Here is an 18,218-nt window from a genome sequence, read left to right as displayed (position 1 = left end):
GAGATGCAGATGAGTTACGAAGGACGCTGGAAAACGGTCAAGGTCGCGGTGGAAGGCGGAATCGCCTGGGTCACGTTCAATCGTCCGGAAAAGCGCAATGCGATGAGCCCGACGCTGAACAAGGAAATGATCGACGTTCTCGAAACGCTCGAACTCGACGCCGAAGCCCAGGTTCTCGTGCTGACGGGCGAAGGCAGCGCGTGGACGGCCGGCATGGACCTGAAGGAATATTTCCGCGAAGTGGACGCGGGTCCGGACGTGCTGCAGGAGCGGATTCGCCGCGACGCGAGCCGCTGGCAATGGCAATTGCTGCGCATGTACTCGAAGCCGACCATCGCGATGGTCAACGGCTGGTGCTTCGGCGGCGGTTTCTCGCCGCTGGTCGCCTGCGATCTGGCGATCGCCGCGGACGAAGCCGTGTTCGGCCTGTCCGAAATCAACTGGGGCATTCCGCCGGGCAACCTCGTGAGCAAGGCGATGGCCGATACTGTCGGGCATCGTGAAGCGCTGTACTACATCATGACGGGCGACACCTTCACGGGTCCGCAAGCCGCGAAGATGGGTCTCGTCAACAAGAGCGTGCCGCTCGCGCAACTGCGTGACGAAACGATCGCGCTCGCGGCGAAACTGCTGAACAAGAACCCGGTCGTGCTGCGCAACGCCAAGCATGGCTTCAAGCGCTCGCGCGAACTCACGTGGGAGCAGAACGAAGACTACCTGTACGCGAAGCTCGACCAGGCGAATTATCGCGATCCGGAAGGCGGCCGCGAACAGGGCCTGAAGCAGTTCCTCGACGACAAGAGCATCAAGCCGGGCTTGCAGAGCTACAAGCGCTAAGCGGCGCACTTCAGCGCTACGACTGAGGAGACGAACATATGCATCAAACGAACCTGTTGATTGGCGGCGCGAAACGTGCCGCGTCGAACGGCAAGACTTTCGAGCGTATCAATCCCGCGACGGGCGCAGTGGCCACCCGCGCCGCGGCGGCCACCGTCGAGGACGCCGATGCGGCCGTCGCCGCCGCGGCGCGCGCGTTCCCGGCATGGGCGGCGCTCACGCCTACTGAGCGCCGCAAACGCCTGCTCGCCGCCGCCGACCGCATGGACGCGCGCACGCCCGAGTTCATCGCGATCGGCGCGGCCGAAACGGGTGCGATGGCCAACTGGTACGGCTTTAACGTGATGCTCGCGGCCAACATGCTGCGCGAAGCCGCGGCGATGACGACGCAGATCGACGGCGCGGTGATTCCTTCGGACGTGCCTGGCAGCCTCGCGATGGCCGTGCGTCAGCCGTGCGGCGTCGTGCTCGGCATGGCGCCGTGGAACGCGCCCGTGATTCTCGCGACGCGTGCACTCGCGATGCCGCTCGCGTGTGGCAATACGGTCGTGCTGAAGGCGTCGGAAGGCTGTCCCGGCGTGCATGCGCTGATCGGCGAAGTGCTGAACGACGCGGGTCTCGGCGAAGGCGTCGTCAACGTGCTCACGCATGCGCCGGAAGATGCACCCGTGATCGTCGAGCGACTGGTCGCGAATCCCGCCGTGAAGCGCGTGAATTTCACCGGGTCGACGCGAGTCGGGCGCATCGTCGCGGAGCTGTCGGCGCGCCATCTGAAACCCGCGCTGCTCGAACTGGGCGGCAAAGCGCCGGTGCTCGTGCTAGACGACGCGGACCTCGACGCTGCCGTCGAGGGTATCGCGTTCGGCGCGTTCTTCAATCAAGGGCAGATCTGCATGTCGACGGAACGCGTGATCGTCGATCGCAAGGTTGCCGATGCGTTCGTCGAGAAGCTCGTCGCGAAAGCGCGCACGCTGAAGGCAGGCGATCCGACCCAACCGGGCTCGATTCTCGGCACGCTGGAGAGCGAAGCGGCCGCGCGGCGCATTCGCGCGCTCGTCGAAGATGCCCGCGAAAAGGGCGCGAAGCTGCCGCTCGGTTGCGAGGTGAACGGCGCGATCATGCAGCCGGTGATCGTCGAGAACGTCACTCGCGAGATGAAGCTCTATGCCGACGAATCGTTCGGCCCGGTGGTGACGGTGCAGCGCGTGGACGGCGACAAAGAGGCGCTGACGGTCGCCAACGACAGCGAGTATGGATTGTCGGCGGCCGTGTTCAGCCGCGATATCGGACGCGCGATGAACGTCGCGAAACGCATCGAATCGGGCATCTGCCACATCAACGGCCCGACCGTGCACGACGAGGCGCAGATGCCGTTCGGCGGCGTGAAGGCAAGCGGTTATGGGCGCTTCGGCAGCAAGGCGTCGATCCCGGAGTTCACCGAGTTGCGCTGGATCACGGTGCAGACGAGCCCGCGTCACTATCCGATCTAGGCGTCGGATCACGGCCGCAATGCCCTACGGATAGGAAAAGCGATACAACCAACATGGGACCAGAGTAAGCGTTAAAGCGCTAACTCTGGTCGACCGCGATAGATCGCATGGGACCAGAGTAAGCGCTAAAGCGCTAACTCTGGTCGACATAGGAGACAGGTTTTGGAATCGGAGCACAGCCACGCAAGCTCTCTGGCGACCGGATACCGGAGCGTCGCCATCGGAGCGCCTTCCTCGCGGATCGAGAAACGCGGCGACTGCTGGTACCTCGAGTCACTTGAACCTCTGGGCCCGTTTCCGGAGCGTTTTACCGACCGCTTGCTGAGCGGCGCACGCGCGCATCCCGACCGGCTGCTCGTCGCACGACGCGATGCCAATGGCGCGTGGCAAGGCATCACCTATGCGCAAATGCTCGAGCGCGCGCGTGCGATCGGGCAGGCGCTGCTCGACCGCGATCTCAGCGCGGACCGCCCGTTGGTGATCCTGTCGGGCAACAGCGTCGAACATATGCAGCTCGCACTCGGCGCGATGTGGGCGGGTATCGCTTATGCACCGGTGTCGCCGGCCTATTCGCTGATGTCGGGCGATTACGGAAAGCTGCGCCATGTCCTGGAACTGCTCAAACCGGGTCTGGTCTACGCGGACGATATCGGCGCATATACGACGGCGCTCGATGCCGCGCTGGGTAGCGAAGTCGAACGTGTCAGCGCGGCGCCCGCGCCAAACGCGACGCGCTTCGACGCATTGCTCGACACGGTCCCGCGCGACGTCGACGCGGCCAATGCGCGCGTGAATGGCGACACGATTGCGAAGTTCCTGTTCACGTCCGGCTCGACGAACCTGCCGAAAGCCGTGCCGACCACGCATCGCATGCTGGGCGCAAACCAGCAGATGTTGCTCGAAACCTTTCCGCAGTTCGGCATCGAGCCGCCGGTCCTCGTCGACTGGCTGCCGTGGAATCACACGTTCGGCGGCAGCCACAACGTCGGCATCGTTCTGTACAACGGGGGCACCCTCTATATCGACGACGGCAAACCCGTGGCCGGCAAGTTTGACGAGACGCTGCGCAATCTGCGTGAGATCGCGCCGACCATCTACTTCAACGTGCCGAAGGGTTGGGAAGAACTGACCATCGCGCTGGAAAAGGATGCGGTGCTGCGCGAGCGGTTTTTCTCGCGCGTGAAGATGTATTTCTTCGCGGGCGCCGGTCTGTCGCAGGCGGCGTGGGAGCGTCTCGAGCGCGTGACGCTCGAACATTGCGGAGAACGCATCCGCATCATGGCCGGGCTCGGCATGACCGAGACCGCGCCGTCGTGTCTGTTCACGACGGGACCGATATCGTGCGCCGGCTATATCGGCTTGCCGCCGCCGGGGTGCCAGGCCAAGATCGCGCCCGTCGATGGCAAGTTCGAAGCGCGCTTTCGCGGCCCTCACGTGATGAGCGGTTACTGGCGCGCGTCGCCCGCGCTGCAAAGCAGCGTGTTCGACGACGAAGGCTACTACCGTACCGGCGACGCCGTGCGTTTCGTCGACCCGCAACGTCCCGAACTGGGCCTGATGTTCGATGGCCGCATCGCGGAAGACTTCAAGCTGGCCTCGGGAACCTTCGTCAGCGTTGGGCCGATGCGCGCGCGCATCATCAGCGAAGGAGCGCCCTACGTTCAGGATGCCGTCATCACGGGGATGAATCGTGACGAAGTCGGCGTGATGATTTTTCCGCGCCTCGACGCGTGTCGCGCATTGGCGGGTTCGCCCGCGGATGCGAGCGCGGAGGAGGTGCTCAACACGGCCGCCGTGCGCGATTTCTTCAGCGAACTCATTGCGCGGCTGAATCGGAGTGCGACGGGCAGTGCGTCGTTCATTGCCCGCATGCACCTGCTGAGCGTGCCGCCGTCGCTCGACCTCGGCGAGATCACCGACAAAGGCTCGATCAATCAGCGCGCCGTGCTCCAGCACCGCGCGGCGCTCGTCGAAGCCATGCACGAAGCCGACGCAGCCGACGCGACGGTGATCCATGCGCGCAAAGGCAGCTAGTCCGGGGACGGGAAGAAATGACGTTGACTTATCAGGCGCCGCTGCGCGACATGCGCTTCGTAATGGACGAGTGGCTCGATGCCGGGTCGTGGTGGCGTGAAGTGCCCGACTGGCAGGATCTCGACTCGCAGACGGCGCAGCAGGTGCTGGAAGAAGCGGCGCGCTTCGTCGAGGAGCGCATCGCGCCACTGAACGCGAGCGCGGATCTTGAAGGATGTCGTTTCGACGCAGGCAGGGTCACGACGCCCGCGGGCTTTCGCGAGTCCTACGCGGAGTTCGTCGAAGCGGGTTGGCCGACGCTGTCGCTCGACACCGGGCACGGCGGACAGGGCCTGCCGCAGCTTCTCGACGTCGCACTTCAGGAGATGCTCGCGGGCGCCAATCATGCGTGGCTGATGTCGCCTGGGCTCACGCACGGCGCGACGGCATGCTTGCAGACGCATGGCAGCGAACGCGTGAAAGCGGAATTGCTGCCGAAAGTCGCGAGTGGCGAGTGGCTATCGACGATGTGTCTGACCGAGCCCCAGGCCGGCAGCGATGTCGGCCTGATCCGTTCGCGCGCGGCAGAAGCGCCGGGCACCGACGGATATTTCATCGACGGCAGCAAGATCTTCATCAGCGGCGGCGCGCACGATCTGACGGAGAACATCGTTCATCTGGTGCTCGCCCGTTTGCCCGATGCGCCATCCGGTACCAAAGGGTTGTCGCTGTTCGTCGTGCCGGAATGGCTTGACGACGCCGGTGGTGGGCGCTCGCGCAATGGTGTCCATTGCGAAGGCATCGAAAAGAAAATGGGCCTGAAGGGCAGCCCGACTTGCACGATGCGCTTCGAGCGCGCATTCGGCTGGCTCGTCGGTGAGCCGCATCGCGGCCTCGCCTGCCTGTTCGTGATGATGAATGCGGCACGCCTGCAGGTTGCGATGCAAGGCCTCGGGCATGCGCATACCGCATGGCAACGCGCGCATGCTTACGCGCAGGAACGCGCGCAGATGCGCACGGTCAGCGTGCCGCCCGGCGCGAGCGTCGCGGCGGGGCAGGCTGCGCCGATTGCGTTTCATCCGGCCATGCGGCGGATTCTGCTGGAGCTGCGAGCGATCGTCGAAGGCGAGCGCGCGATCGGCTACTGGACCGCGCATTGGCTCGACATCGCCGCGCATCATGCCGATGCGACCGAGCGGGAACGCGCGGCACAGCTCGCATCGCTGCTCACGCCGGTTGCGAAGGCGTTCTTTACGGCCAATGGTTTCGACGCCGCATCGAAGGCGTTGCAGGTGTTCGGCGGCTACGGATACATCCACGAGTACGGCATCGAACAGACGTTGCGCGATAGCCGCGTGTCGATGTTGTACGAAGGCACCAACGAGATTCAGGCGATCGATCTGCTGGTTCGGAAGGTGCTGCCGGACGGGGCGGGGGCCCTCGATGTGCTGCTTCGTCACGTGCGCGCCGAAGCGCGGTTGTGCCAGGAGTCCGATCCGCTGGTTCGTTCCGCGGGCGCGAAGCTCGAAGAGCTCGCGGAGATAGTCGGGAACACGACGCAGGCGATCAAGGCACGCCATGCGCAAGACCCGGAGACGGCCTACCGTGTCGCGGACGACTATCTCGCGATGCTTGGCTGGATGCTGCTGGCGTTCGCGTGGGCGCGCACGCTGCGAATTGCGACGCCGCAATGCGAGGCCGAAGCGTTCTACGTGGAGAAGCGCGACACGGGCCGCTTCTTCTTCGACTACCCGCTCGCGTCCTTCGATTATCGCCGCAGCCTCGTTGAAGCCGGTTGCGAGGCAACGCTGCCCCACGTTTGAGAGTCAGCGGCAGCTCGAGAACTCTGACGATTCGATTCGCCGGCCGACCTCGCAAAGTTCGCCTAAGCTGATGACGTCATTCAATCATGTACCTGGCGCCGTCACACATGTCGTGCCGCGGCTGCCACGAAAAGGAGAGTGCGATGACTGAGGCTGTCGGAAACACGGCGAACGCGCGTGTCGCGTGGATTGCCGGAGTGGGCGCGAGCGCCGGGCTAGGGGCCGCGCTCGCGCGCCGTTTTGCTCGCGAGGGTCTGCGCGTCGCGGTGACGGGCCGCTCGCGCGATCGGCTCGATACGATCGTCGACGAAATCCGGCGTGCCGGAGGGCAAGCCGATGCGTTGCCCGGCGACGTGACGAGCGAAAGCGAACTCGCCGCCATTGCGCGTCAGCTCGCCGGCCACGGCACGCTGGAAGTCGCGATTTTCAACGCTGCCGGCGCAACGCGTGGACCGACGCTCGAACTGAGCGCCGAGCAGTTCGAGGCGGCATGGCGTGTAATCACCCTTGGTGGTTTTCTGTTCGCGCGGGCGTCGTTGCCGGCGTTACTCGCAGCGGGACAAGGCTCGCTGCTGTTCACGGGCGCCACCGCGTCGCTGCGCGGGCGGCCGCCGTTCGCCGCATTCGCCTCGGCCAAAGCCGGCTTGCGCTCGCTCACGCAGAGCCTCGCGCGCGAGTTCGGGCCGCGCAATATTCACGTGGCGCACGTGGTGGTGGATGGCGGCATCGACGGCGAACGTCTGCGCACGTCCGCGCCGCAATACGTGGCCGAACGCGGCCCGGACGGCCTGCTGAACCCCGACGACATCGCCGAAGCATACTGGCACCTGCATCGGCAGGGACGCAGCGCGTGGTCGCAGGAAATCGACCTGCGCCCGTTCAACGAGTCGTTCTAGCGAGGTGAGGCGAGCAACATCCGCCTGATCAATACCGCTCGGCCACGTATTTAAACGGATAGTCTGGTTCCTTATAGCCGTCCGGCTTTTGCCGTTTCGGCAGCGTGACCTTCTTGCGGGCAGGCTGCTTATACGGAATCCTCTGCAGCATGTCGCTGATGATGTTCAGCCGCGCGCGCCGCTTGTCGTTCGAGTTCGCCAGGTACCACGAGGCGAAGTCGGTGTCCGACGCCGCGAGCATCTCATCGCGGGCGCGCGAGTAGTCATACCAGCGGCTATAGGATTTCAGGTCCATGTCGGTCAGTTTCCAGAGCTTGCGGCCGTCGTTGATGCGTGCTTCGAGCCGGCGGGTCTGTTCCTCGGGGCTGACCTCCAGCCAGTATTTGAGCAGGATGATCCCGGAATGAACGATCGCCCGCTCGACGAGCGGCACCGCCTTGAAGAAGCCCTGCACGTCATCCTCGGAGCAAAAGCCCATCACGCGCTCCACGCCCGCGCGGTTGTACCAGCTACGGTCGAAGATGACGACCTCGCCCGCGGCCGGCAAGTGCGGCACGTAGCGCTGCATATACATCTGGCTTTTTTCGCGTTCACTCGGCGCCGGAAGCGCGACCACGCGGAACACGCGCGGACTGACGCGCTCGGTCATCGCTTTGATCGTGCCGCCTTTACCCGCGCCGTCACGACCCTCGAAGACGATGCAGATCTTCGCTCCCGTTTGCACGACCCATTCCTGTAGCTTGACGAGCTCGACATGCAGGTCGAACAACGCCTTGCGATACTCCTTGTACGACAGCGACCTGTCTTGCACAGGCTGCCCGTTTTCCGATTTCGTTTTGGCCATTCTTTTCTCCCCAGCGCGGACTGTTCCAGGGTACTGCGCAATGATCCATTCCCAAGGTAGAGCGCGGCGCGCAGCAGGGCCATACGACCTTGGTCCAATATCGTCGGTACAGAGTGCGCTGTATGCTCTGGGCGTTTGTTCGCGCGTGCCCGATCCGACTGTCCTCGCGGTACCTCGTCGATATGCCGGCAAAGCGCGCGGGATAGTTCGACGCCATCGCCACGGGAGGCCTCATGGATGCCGCCGGTCACACGGAACGGGAAAACGTCGGCGATAGAGAGCCGGTCCTCGATGTCGTCGATCGAGTGTGCGAGTTATGTTTCGGCCTCTTCATGGCGCTGACGTTCGTCGGCACCGTCTCGGCCGTCGGCGCGAGTGCGGACGCGGGGCACAAGATGTTCTACACCGCGCTCGGCTGCAATCTTGCGTGGGGTCTCGCGGACGCTGTGATGTACCTCGTGCGTACGTTGGTGTCTCGCGGCAGACGTATGACGGTTGCGCATTCCGTGCGAAGCGAGCCGGATGCGGCCGCGGGAGTTCGGGCGCTTCGCGACGCGATGTCGTCATGGCTCAAGCCGTTGATCGGTGACACGGAGCTCGAGTCGATCCGCAGGCGTGTTGCCGCGCGTCCGGATTTGCCGCAGCGCGCAGTATTCGTGCGCGACGATTTCATCGGCGCCGCGGCTATCTTCGTGCTAGTGGTTGCCGCGACGTTCCCGGTCGCGTTGCCCTTCGTGCTGTTCACGCACGTGCCGACGGCGCTGATCGTCTCCCGCGTATTGACCATCGTGATGTTATTCGGCAGCGGCGTGGCGCTCGGCCATTACGCCGGATTTCGCGGCTGGCACGCCGGCCTTGCGATGGCGGCGGTCGGCGTGCTGCTGACGATGGCGATCATCGCGCTCGGCGGATGATCGGTGAGCTCTGGCTTCGCGTTTCGCTCAGCATCCACATTGCGCTACCTGTAAGACCAAGGTCCGATTCCGCAGCGGTTTCAGCGTGACATCATGTATCTGCAAGCGTTGTAGTCGTCGCTCCGGTTACTTGAGAGCGACGCTTCCAATGCTCGCTACGTGCGGCCGGAAGATCGACGCGCGGCGGTGGCATTGATGGTTCCTTGGGCGGCTATGCCGCATCACGGCAGAGAAAAAAGATCGAGGCTTCCAGACATCACGACTGGCGACTCGGATCGTAACCAGAACGGAGTCGAAAGTGAACAGACGGAACTTTGTGCACACGCTCGCGCTGACATCCATGGCCGCGAGTCTGGCTTTGGCGGGTTGCACGACGACCGGAGGCAGTGGCGAAAGTGCCACTACCGACGCCGCCAAACGGCAGGAGATCGACGCGGCCGTGAACGGTGCGCTGTCGAAATTGTTCGATACGGTGCAAGGCTCGCACGAGCTCGTATCGAAGGCGCAGGGCGTGCTGGTGTTTCCTTCGGTGAAGAAGGCGGCGTTCATCGTCGGTGGCGAGTACGGTGAAGGCGCATTGCGCGTCGGCGGAGCGACGGTCGGCTATTTCAGTACCGCCGCGGCTTCGTTCGGATTGCAGGCTGGCGCGCAGTCGACCGCCGTGTTCTTCCTGTTCATGACGCAGGCTTCGCTCGACAAATTCCGCAACTCGAAGGGCTGGTCTGCGGGCGCCGATGCGTCGGTTTCACTGCTGAAAGTCGGGGCGAACGGCGCAATCGATACCTCGTCGGCGACCGCCGAGGTCGTGGCGATGGTCTTGACCAATACGGGTTTGATGGCCGACGTGTCGGTGGCTGGCACCAAGGTTACGCGGCTGAATTTGTAACCGGACGCGGCAAGCAGCGGCATTCGATCGATCGTCATGACGCTGTCACCCGGCGGCGCGTCGCATGCCTTGGCATGGCGACGCGCCGAGCATGGCTTTTGGCGGAGCCACCTCGCTGGTCTCGCTATCATCCCTCCCGTTGTTCTCACCAAACGCTGCGGGCCAGAAGCGCTCTCGCCTCGCGGCGACGCTGCGTCTGATCGGCACTGACGATCCTGTTTATTCAATACCGGTAGAAGAGACGAAATCGAAATCCGGCTTCTCGCCGCGCTGCGTTTAGTCATCTGCCTGGCATAGATTTATTTCGCGGTTGGTAAAAGAGAATGATTCGCAGCAGGAATAGCGGCGATAAAAGGTTGACCTGCGTCAAAAACATATCTCCGGGAAATTAATTAAATTGAAGATGGGCAAACTCGCTGGCTCGGTGATTCGTAATGCATGAGAACTTTACCGTCGAAGTTTCCATTTGAAAGCGCTATCGCGCAGAGCGAGCATTGCGGCGCCAAACCAGGCGATGTTCCTGGATTGCTAACTTTTGCGCGCGTGCGAACAGGCGACACTGCGACTGCCTCGCCGAGCAATAATTAACTGCCTAACAAATTCCGTCGCTATTTGCCGGTTGCTGGCGGACAACGCAGAAAAGGATTGAGTAGTTTCCCGAGTAAGCGGCATAAATTACGGTCACCTATCGGTAACTGATTCTGGATGGCCTATACTGACATCCAGCCACCAGACGTGCGAAGTAACGATTGTGAAGTCAATTATGTGGTTCGAAGCCCAACGATAAAGACGTCGCAGTTGTACGGAATCCGTTCGCACTGGACCCGGAGGTGCCAATGATTAATCTGATCGTGCATGGCAGACACCTGGCGATCGGGGTAGCGGGAATCCTCACGGCGCTGTACGCGCAACCGCGCCACATGGGCCAAAGCAGCCCGTCGCAGATCGACAATGCGCGCAACGACGGTCCCCCACTATTCGGGCAAGACCGTTCCAGACAGTCTTCACCCAGGCATCACCGGTTTCAGCGCGCTCGCGGTATCACCGGCGTGTCGAGCCGGCAGAGTACCCACGATACCCACGCGCCGCCGTACGGGTTGCCGGCATGGCGGCGCTATGTCGCCGCTTGCTCTTGGTGGTTGCGAGGCGCAGGCGATAGCGGCACGCGGCGCATGCTCAACGCGAGAGTGCCGCTGTCCGAGACGCTCGAAATGTTGCCGATCCCGATCGTCACGATCGATCAGCGGGACCAGATCATCTTCGCGAATGCGCGGGCGGCGCAACTGTTCGGCTACACGACGGAAGAGCTGATCGGCGCGCCGAGCGCCAGGCTGTTTCCGATCGACGGGTTTAACGACGATCGGTCGGGTCCGGGCAATCGTGGCGCGAAGATGCAACTCGGCGCCACGACCACGCAGAGTCTGATCGCACGGCGGCGTGATGGCGGCGGCTTTCATGCGGAAGCGGAAACCACCCGATGCCGCGTGCACGATCAGGAATTGCGGATCACCGCGATATCGGATTGCAGTGCGTGCGGCGAAGTCGATGGAAATACGAGAGATCTCGCGCACCTCGCGCGCGTTTCTTCATTGGGCGAACTCGCCGGATCGCTCGCGCACGAGTTGAAGCAGCCGCTTACCGCGATCCTCTTCAACGCGCAGGCCGCACGCAAATTCCTGGATTCGGAGACCACCAACGTCGTGGAGCTGCGCGAAGCGCTCGAAGACATCGTGGCCGACAATTGCCGCGCGAACGACGTGCTGCAGAAGATCCGCGCGTTGGTGCGCAAAGGCGATGTCGAGTTGCAGTTGCTGGACGCCGGCAATGTCGTGCGCGACACCGCGATTCTCGTGCATAGCGATGCGTTGACACGCGGCGTGCAGACGAGCTTCGACATCCCGGAGAATCTGGCGCTGATTTGCGGCGACAAGGTTCAGCTTCAGCAGGTGATCCTGAACCTGCTGCTGAATGCGTTCGACGCGGTCAAGGCTTGCCCTGCCGCGGACCGCCTCGTCGAAACGACGGTGCGCGAGGAAGCGGGCGGGATGATACGGATAACGGTAAAAGATCGGGGCCAGGGCCTCGACGTCGACAGCATGGAAAGGATTTTCCGGCCATTTTTCACCACCAAACCGCAGGGGCTCGGGCTCGGTCTGTCGATCAGCCGCACGATCGTCACGGCGCACCGCGGCCGGCTGTGGGCGGAAAACAACGAGGGCAAAGGGGCATCGTTTCACGTCACGCTTCCCGTCGCGACCGATATCCGACAGAGACTCGTGCCCTGATCATCATGAACCAGACCAACACTCGCGTCTTCATCGTCGACGACGACGGCAGCGTGCGCAGCGCGCTCGCCCGCTTGCTGCGCGCCTCCGGCTACCAGGTCGAATGCTTCGACAGTCCCGAGGCCTTTCTCGAACGGGCCGATTTGACGAGCATGCCGGCCTGCCTCGTTCTCGATCTGCAGATGCCGGGCATGACGGGACTCGAAGTGCAGCGCAAGCTCGATCAGCTGCTGCCGATCGTCTTTCTGACCGGCCACGGCGACATCGGCTCGAGCGTCGACGCGATGAAAGGCGGAGCCGTCGACTTTCTGCCCAAACCGGTGCGCGACTCACTGTTGCTCGCCGCGGTGGATCGCGCGCTCGCGCGCGCATGTGTGGAAAGCAGGCGGCGTCACGAACGCGAGGAAATAGAAGAGCGAATGCGGCATCTGACCCGGCGCGAGCGCGAAGTGATGGAGCTCGTCGTGACCGGCCGTCTGAACAAGCAGGTTGCGAGCGATCTGGGCGCGGCCGAAAAAACGATCAAGATTCATCGGGCCCGCGTGATGGAGAAGATGAAGGCCCGATCGATCGTCGAACTCGTTCATCTGGTGCGAAAGGGCGGCCTTTGTACGGCCGACGAAGAATAATCGCCCAGCTCCCGCGTTGCGCCGCCACTTTCGGCGGCGCTGGCCGACACCGCTAGTGGACCAAAGTCTTATATCTCATCGGGGTTTCAACCAGTACGCTAAGGCATCAGAGGTCCCCTTTCCGGAGCGGCCGCGCGTTCGCGCTGTCATATGGTCAACCCTAACCAATTCGTTGCGGTGGTCGACGATGACGAGTCGGTGTGCCGAGCTATCAAGCGTTTGCTGCATTCCGAAGGTATCAGGGCGGAGACGTTTTGCAGCGGTGACGAGTTCTTGAATGCGCTTGCGGCAATTCCGTCGTATCGGCCTGCCTGCGTGATTCTGGACGTCCAGATGCCGGGAACCAACGGTCTGGAAGTCCAGCGTCAGCTCGCGCAAATGGGCGTGCCGGTGATCATGATTACCGCCTATGAAGATCTCTCCGTCCGCCAGGCCGCGCTCGCGGCCGGCGCGGCCGCATATCTGCGCAAGCCTTTCACCAGCGCGATTCTGTTCAAGGCCGTCGAGGTGGCCATCGGCGGTCCGCCGCCGACACCCTGAACGCGCGCCTTCGCACCGGAAGATATGAGACCAAGGTCCGATTGCCGCCGTTTCTTCGGACCACCAAACTGAACTCAGTCCAAGCGTCGAACCGAACGCCGGCTGCGCCGCGCGTAACGCGGCAGCGTTCAACGATAAAAGCGGGAGCGCAAGTGATGAAATCAATTTCGGTTTGTCTCGCGATTCTTCTCGGTACCGCTGCGATGCAGGTGGGCGCGGCGGACTTCGACGGCAGCAAGCGGCTGATGTGCGCGACGATCGACGCGCACGCCTGCGATCCGGGGATCGCCTGCACGCGCGCGCTACCCGCGGATCTCGGTCTGCCGAAATTCCTGACGCTCGACTTCGACAAACGCGCGGTCGTCGGCCCCGCGCACACGACGCCGATGGTCTCGGTCACCAAAGAGGCGGATCAGATCGTGATGCTTGGCAATGAGATGGGCTTCGGCTGGACGCTGGCCGTCGATTCGACGGACGGCGAGATGACGCTGATGATCGCGAACAGAAACGATGCCTTCGTGCTGTTCGGCAACTGCACGCCTTTGTAATCAGGCGGAGTGCGCGATGAAAACCGTACCCGTGTGTTTGGCCTCGCCGCGGCCGGATTCTCGCGGCCCTCTCCCGTTGCTCGCCGTCGTCGCGGCACTGATGCTGCTCACGCTGCTCGCGTCGTGCAAGAAGGAAGCGCCACCGCCGGTCGCAGCCTTGCCGGAAGTGACGGTGATGACGGTCGTCCAGCAGGACACGCCGGTCGACTTCGAATTCACCGCGCAGACCCAGAGTTCGCGCGAAGTCGAGATCCGCTCGCGGGTGGACGGCTTCCTCGACAAGCGCATGTACACCGAAGGCACGTTGGTCAAGACGGGACAGACGCTGTTCCAGATGGACCGCAAGCCGTTCGAGGCCGCGCTGCAGACCGCGAAAGGGCAGCTCGCCCAGCAGCAGGCGCGTCTCGAAGTCGCCAAGGCCAATCTCGCGCGCGTGCAGCCATTGGCGGCGCAGAACGCGTTGAGCAAGAAGGATCTCGACGACGCTGTCGGCAACGAGAAGCAAAGCGCCGCGGCGGTGTTCGCCGCGCAGGGCGAAGTCGATACCGCGCAGCTGAACCTCGGCTACACGACGATCAAGTCTCCGCTGAACGGGCTGTCGAGCTTCGCGCGTCAGCAGGATGGCAGCTACGTGACGGCAACCGGCAACAGCAGCTTGCTGACCTACGTGTACCAGCTCGACCCGATGTGGGTGAACTTCAGCATCTCCGAGAACGAGATGCTGAAGTACCGCGACGAAATCGCGGCCGGACGGCTGCGCTTTCCGCCGAACAACGATTTCTCCGTGCATCTGATTCTTGCCGATGGCACGCTCTATGCCGAGCAAGGCCAGATCGACTTCGCGAACCCGGCGTTCAACACCGAAACGGGAACCTTCCTCGTGCGCGCGACCTTCGCCAACCCGAAAAACAACTTGCGTCCGGGGCAGTTCGTGAAGGCCCGCGTCGGCGGTGCGATCCGGCCCAACGCGACGCTGGTGCCGCAGCGCGCGGTGTTGCAGGGCGCGAAGAGTCACTTCGTGTGGGTCGTGGGTAACGATGCGAAGGCGCATCAGCGGGTCGTCGAAGTCGGCGAGTGGCAGGGCGACAACTGGTTCGTGTCCGATGGACTGAAGGCGGGCGAGCGCATCGTCGTGGATGGCGCGCTGCGCGTCACCGCGGATTCGCAGCTGAAGATCGTCAAGGAGCTGCCAGCGGCCAAGGACTCGGCGGCGGTGGCGACGGCTGCATCGCAGAGCGGCGCGGCAGCGGCGCCCGCCGCCGAGTGACGGGGCGCCCACATGAATATCTCGCGCTACTGCATCGACCGGCCGATTTTCGCGTCGGTCATCTCGATCGTCATCACGCTCGGCGGCGCGATTGCGATGTTCGCGCTGCCGGTCGCGCAATACCCGGATGTCACGCCGCCGCAGATCACCGTGTCCGCGACTTACCCGGGCGCGAGCGCCGAGGTCGTCGCGAACAACGTCGCCGCGCCGATCGAGCAGCAGGTCAACGGCGCGGACAACATGATCTACATGAACTCGTCCAGTTCGTCGACCGGCAGTTTTACGCTCAACGTGTTCTTCAACATCGGCACGAATCCCGAACTGGCCCAGGTCGACGTGCAGAACCGCGTGAATCTCGCGCTGCCTCAACTGCCGAGCTCGGTGCAGTCGCAGGGCGTTCAGGTCCAGAAGAAGTCGTCGGCGTTCATGATGGTGATCGCGGTCTATTCGCCCACCGACCGCTACGACGCGACCTATATCGCGAACTTCACGAACATCTACGTACTCGACGCGATCAAGCGGATTCCCGGCGCGAACCAGTCGTCCATATTCGGTAATCCAGACTACGCGATGCGAATATGGTTGAAGCCAGACCGAATGGCGCAGCTGGGCGTGACGGCCGCCGACGTGCAGAAGGTCGTCTCGAACCAGAACCAGCAGTTCGCGGTCGGCAGCATCGGACAGTCGCCAACGGGCTCCGCGGTGCAGCAGTCGTTCGCGGTCACGACCACGGGGCGCCTCGCGGAGCCGTCGCAGTTCGACAACATCATCGTGCGCGCGGCGAGCGGCGGCGCGGCGATCGTGCGCCTGAAGGACATCGGCCGCGCCGAGCTGGGCCAGAAGGACTACTCGATTCGCAGCCGCTTCCAGGGCAAGCCGGCCACGGTGCTGGCCGTGTATCAGCAGCCGGGCGCCAATGCGCTCGAAGTGTCGAAGCAGGTGCGCAAGACGCTCGCGGAGCTGAAAAAGTCGTTTCCGGAAGGCATGACCTACGAGATCGCGATGGACACGACCGAGTTCACGCGGGCGTCGATCTCGGACGTGATCCACACGTTCTTCGAAGCGCTGGTGCTCGTCGTGATCGTTGTGTTCGTGTTCCTGCAAAGCCTGCGTGCCACGCTGATTCCGATCGTCGCGGTGCCTGTGTCGATCGTCGGCACCTGCATGTTCATGCTGCTGGTCGGCTTTTCGATCAACATGCTGACCCTGTTCGGCATGGTGCTCGCGATCGGTATCGTCGTCGACGATGCGATCGTGGTGATCGAGAACGTCGAGCGCAACATGACGGTGCACAAGCTGTCGCCGAAAGAAGCCTCGAAAATGGCCATGGACGAAGTCGCCGGGCCGGTGGTGGCGATCGTGCTGGTGCTGTGCGCGGTGTTCGTGCCCGTTGCGTTTCTCGGTGGCATCACCGGGCAGTTGTACAAGCAGTTCGCGATCACGATCGCGATTTCGGTGGTGCTGTCCGGCATCGTCGCGCTGACCTTGTCGCCGGCGCTCGCCGCATTGCTGCTGAAGAGCGCGCACCACGAGAAGAAGGGCTTTTTCCGCTGGTTCGACAATCAGTTCGCCCGCATGACGGCGGGCTATACGCGCGCGGTCAAAGTTGTCATCAAGCGCTGCATCATGGGGCTCGTGTTCTTCGTGGCGTTGATCGCGCTCTCGGTGCTGATGGTGCGCTCGATTCCGTCCGCGTTCCTGCCGCCCGAGGACCAGGGCTATCTGCTCGGCGCGGTCATCATGCCGGATGCCGCGAGCCTCGACCGCACCGGCCAGGTATCGCAACGCATCACCGACTACTTCAAGGAGCGGGAGGGGGTCGGCAGCATCACCACGATCGATGGGTTCAGCCTGCTCGACAGTCAGAACAAGAACAATGCCGGCACATTCTTCGTCGGTCTGAAGAGCTTCGACGAACGCTACACGCGGGACAACATCAGGACGCAGAATGCGCGCGCGCTTCTGCTCGACGCGTATAAGTACTTCTCGAACGTGCAGGAGGGGATCGTGCTGCCGGTCAATCCGCCGTCGATTCCTGGGCTCGGCACGACGGGCGGCACGGAGGTGTGGATCCAGAGCAAGGGTGACGGGAACATCTCACAGCTCGCGGGCGTGGTTGACCAGTTTTTGCAGAGAGCGCGGGCGCGCAAGGAACTGACTCGCGTGACCTCGACGTTCAATGCGTCGTCGCAACAACTGATGGTCAACGTCGATCGCGACAAGTCGGAGACGCTCGGCGTGCCGGTGGAAGACGTCTATAGCGCGATGCAGACGATGTTCGGCTCGCTGTACGTGTCGCAGTTCAACCGCTCGGCCCGGCTGTGGCAGGTGATCCTGCAGGCGGAGCCGTCGTATCGCCTGAAGCCGACCGATCTCGATCAGATCTTCGTGCGCAGCACCAACGGTACGATGGTGCCGATCAAGGCGTTGGCGACCTACCGCTATGTGACGGGCCCCGACCTCGTCACCCGCTTCAATAACTTCCCGGCCGTCAAGGTCACCGCGAATGCCGCGCCGGGCTATAGCTCCGGGCAGGTGATCTCCACGCTCGAAGAGCTCGCCGCGCAGATGCCCGACGGTTACGACGTCGCGTGGAGCGGCGAAGCGTTCGAAGAGCGGCAGTCGGGCGGCACCTCCGGGCTCGTGTTCGTGTTCGGTCTCGTGATGGTGTTCCTGATCCTCGCCGCGCAGTACGAGAAATGGACGCTGCCGTTCGGCGTGCTGATGGCGGTGCCGTTCGCGCTGTTTGGCGCGCTGCTCGCGATCATGCTGCGCGGGCTGTCCAACGACGTCTACTTCCAGATCGGCCTGACGATGCTGGTCGCGCTCGCCGCGAAAAACGCGATCCTGATCTTCGAATTCGCGGTGCTCAACCGCGAGGGCGGCGCATCGGTCCTCGACGCGACGATGACCGCGGCGGAAGAACGGCTGCGCCCGATCGTGATGACTTCGCTCGCGTTCATTCTCGGCTGCGTGCCGCTCGCGATCGCGACCGGCGCATCGGCCAACAGCCGCCATTCGATCGGCACGGGTGTGATCGGCGGGATGCTGGGCGCGACGGCGATCGCGGTGTTCTTCATTCCGATGTTCTATTACCTGCTCGAATCGATGTCGTCGCGCTCGAAGGGAGGCAAAAAGTCGAAGCCGGACGCGCAGCACAGTGGCGGCGCGGGACGGGAGCCCTCGGCGGTGGCCGGGCCCGGTGCGTCGAGCGAGGCGCCGTCCGCGCCGCGGGAAGGTGAATGA

The 18,218-nt window shown here is 63.4% G+C and carries 14 protein-coding genes; 13 read left to right on the top strand and 1 reads right to left on the bottom strand.

Annotated features, from left to right (window positions below):
- The first annotated feature begins 9 nt into the window (after positions 1-9).
- The 5 genes from AB3X89_RS04395 (at position 10) to AB3X89_RS04375 (ending at position 7,059) form a co-directional block, all read left to right on the top strand.
- Positions 10-837 carry a p-hydroxycinnamoyl CoA hydratase/lyase gene (locus AB3X89_RS04395; RefSeq protein ID WP_368582010.1) on the top strand — a complete coding sequence of 276 codons (828 nt, stop codon included), beginning with the start codon at positions 10-12 and terminating at the stop codon, positions 835-837.
- A 38-nt stretch (positions 838-875) separates the two neighbouring features.
- Complete coding sequence (locus tag AB3X89_RS04390) at positions 876-2,327, top strand: aldehyde dehydrogenase (RefSeq protein ID WP_368582009.1); 1,452 nt, start codon at positions 876-878, stop codon at positions 2,325-2,327.
- 162 nt (positions 2,328-2,489) lie between these two features.
- Positions 2,490-4,361, top strand: a complete 1,872-nt coding sequence (locus tag AB3X89_RS04385) for a feruloyl-CoA synthase (RefSeq protein ID WP_368582008.1) — start codon at positions 2,490-2,492, stop codon at positions 4,359-4,361.
- A 17-nt stretch (positions 4,362-4,378) separates the two neighbouring features.
- A complete protein-coding gene (locus tag AB3X89_RS04380; protein ID WP_368582007.1) occupies positions 4,379-6,163 on the top strand; it encodes an acyl-CoA dehydrogenase family protein in 1,785 nt (594 codons plus the stop codon).
- A 143-nt stretch (positions 6,164-6,306) separates the two neighbouring features.
- Positions 6,307-7,059: an SDR family NAD(P)-dependent oxidoreductase gene (locus tag AB3X89_RS04375; RefSeq protein ID WP_368582006.1), complete on the top strand. Its 753-nt coding sequence runs from the start codon at positions 6,307-6,309 to the stop codon at positions 7,057-7,059.
- Positions 7,060-7,087: 28 nt separating this feature from the next.
- On the opposite strand, the gene ppk2 is transcribed toward AB3X89_RS04375, so the two are convergent.
- On the bottom strand, positions 7,088-7,903 hold the full coding sequence (gene ppk2 / locus AB3X89_RS04370) for a polyphosphate kinase 2 (RefSeq protein ID WP_368582005.1): 816 nt from the start codon (positions 7,901-7,903) through the stop codon (positions 7,088-7,090).
- 233 nt (positions 7,904-8,136) lie between these two features.
- Between ppk2 and AB3X89_RS04365 the strand changes: the two genes are divergently transcribed.
- The 8 genes from AB3X89_RS04365 to AB3X89_RS04330 all read left to right on the top strand — a co-directional run bounded on the left by AB3X89_RS04365 (position 8,137) and on the right by AB3X89_RS04330 (position 18,218).
- Complete coding sequence (locus tag AB3X89_RS04365; protein WP_368582004.1) at positions 8,137-8,817, top strand: hypothetical protein; 681 nt, start codon at positions 8,137-8,139, stop codon at positions 8,815-8,817.
- 340 nt (positions 8,818-9,157) lie between these two features.
- Positions 9,158-9,703: a YSC84-related protein gene (locus AB3X89_RS04360; RefSeq protein ID WP_368582218.1), complete on the top strand. Its 546-nt coding sequence runs from the start codon at positions 9,158-9,160 to the stop codon at positions 9,701-9,703.
- An 836-nt stretch (positions 9,704-10,539) separates the two neighbouring features.
- Positions 10,540-11,988, top strand: coding sequence for an ATP-binding protein (locus AB3X89_RS04355; RefSeq protein ID WP_368582003.1), 1,449 nt, complete (start codon positions 10,540-10,542; stop codon positions 11,986-11,988).
- 5 nt (positions 11,989-11,993) lie between these two features.
- Positions 11,994-12,617 carry a response regulator transcription factor gene (locus AB3X89_RS04350; RefSeq protein WP_176120520.1) on the top strand — a complete coding sequence of 208 codons (624 nt, stop codon included), beginning with the start codon at positions 11,994-11,996 and terminating at the stop codon, positions 12,615-12,617.
- Positions 12,618-12,767: 150 nt separating this feature from the next.
- Positions 12,768-13,157, top strand: coding sequence for a response regulator transcription factor (locus AB3X89_RS04345; RefSeq protein ID WP_018437393.1), 390 nt, complete (start codon positions 12,768-12,770; stop codon positions 13,155-13,157).
- Positions 13,158-13,312: 155 nt separating this feature from the next.
- The gene (locus AB3X89_RS04340; RefSeq protein ID WP_368582002.1) at positions 13,313-13,705 is read left to right on the top strand and encodes a hypothetical protein; all 393 of its coding nucleotides are present in this window, start codon (positions 13,313-13,315) and stop codon (positions 13,703-13,705) included.
- A 16-nt stretch (positions 13,706-13,721) separates the two neighbouring features.
- Entirely contained in the window at positions 13,722-14,972 is a 1,251-nt protein-coding gene (locus AB3X89_RS04335; protein WP_368582001.1) for an efflux RND transporter periplasmic adaptor subunit, read from the top strand.
- A 12-nt stretch (positions 14,973-14,984) separates the two neighbouring features.
- A complete protein-coding gene (locus AB3X89_RS04330; protein WP_368581999.1) occupies positions 14,985-18,218 on the top strand; it encodes an efflux RND transporter permease subunit in 3,234 nt (1,077 codons plus the stop codon).

This window comes from Paraburkholderia sp. BR14320 (genome assembly GCF_040948665.1).
Lineage (GTDB): Bacteria > Pseudomonadota > Gammaproteobacteria > Burkholderiales > Burkholderiaceae > Paraburkholderia > Paraburkholderia youngii.
This window is presented reverse-complemented; position numbering and strand designations above follow the sequence as displayed.

Bases quoted from the DNA above. Each gene is read 5' to 3' on its own strand.
- AB3X89_RS04395 (WP_368582010.1), top strand. From the start codon at position 10: ATGAGTTACGAAGGACGCTGGAAAACGGTCAAGGTCGCGGTGGAAGGC.
- AB3X89_RS04390 (WP_368582009.1), top strand. From the start codon at position 876: ATGCATCAAACGAACCTGTTGATTGGCGGCGCGAAACGTGCCGCGTCG.
- AB3X89_RS04380 (WP_368582007.1), top strand. From the start codon at position 4,379: ATGACGTTGACTTATCAGGCGCCGCTGCGCGACATGCGCTTCGTAATG.
- AB3X89_RS04375 (WP_368582006.1), top strand. From the start codon at position 6,307: ATGACTGAGGCTGTCGGAAACACGGCGAACGCGCGTGTCGCGTGGATT.
- ppk2 (WP_368582005.1), bottom strand. From the start codon at position 7,903: ATGGCCAAAACGAAATCGGAAAACGGGCAGCCTGTGCAAGACAGGTCG.
- AB3X89_RS04365 (WP_368582004.1), top strand. From the start codon at position 8,137: ATGGATGCCGCCGGTCACACGGAACGGGAAAACGTCGGCGATAGAGAG.
- AB3X89_RS04360 (WP_368582218.1), top strand. From the start codon at position 9,158: ATGGCCGCGAGTCTGGCTTTGGCGGGTTGCACGACGACCGGAGGCAGT.
- AB3X89_RS04355 (WP_368582003.1), top strand. From the start codon at position 10,540: ATGATTAATCTGATCGTGCATGGCAGACACCTGGCGATCGGGGTAGCG.
- AB3X89_RS04350 (WP_176120520.1), top strand. From the start codon at position 11,994: ATGAACCAGACCAACACTCGCGTCTTCATCGTCGACGACGACGGCAGC.
- AB3X89_RS04345 (WP_018437393.1), top strand. From the start codon at position 12,768: ATGGTCAACCCTAACCAATTCGTTGCGGTGGTCGACGATGACGAGTCG.
- AB3X89_RS04340 (WP_368582002.1), top strand. From the start codon at position 13,313: ATGAAATCAATTTCGGTTTGTCTCGCGATTCTTCTCGGTACCGCTGCG.
- AB3X89_RS04335 (WP_368582001.1), top strand. From the start codon at position 13,722: ATGAAAACCGTACCCGTGTGTTTGGCCTCGCCGCGGCCGGATTCTCGC.
- AB3X89_RS04330 (WP_368581999.1), top strand. From the start codon at position 14,985: ATGAATATCTCGCGCTACTGCATCGACCGGCCGATTTTCGCGTCGGTC.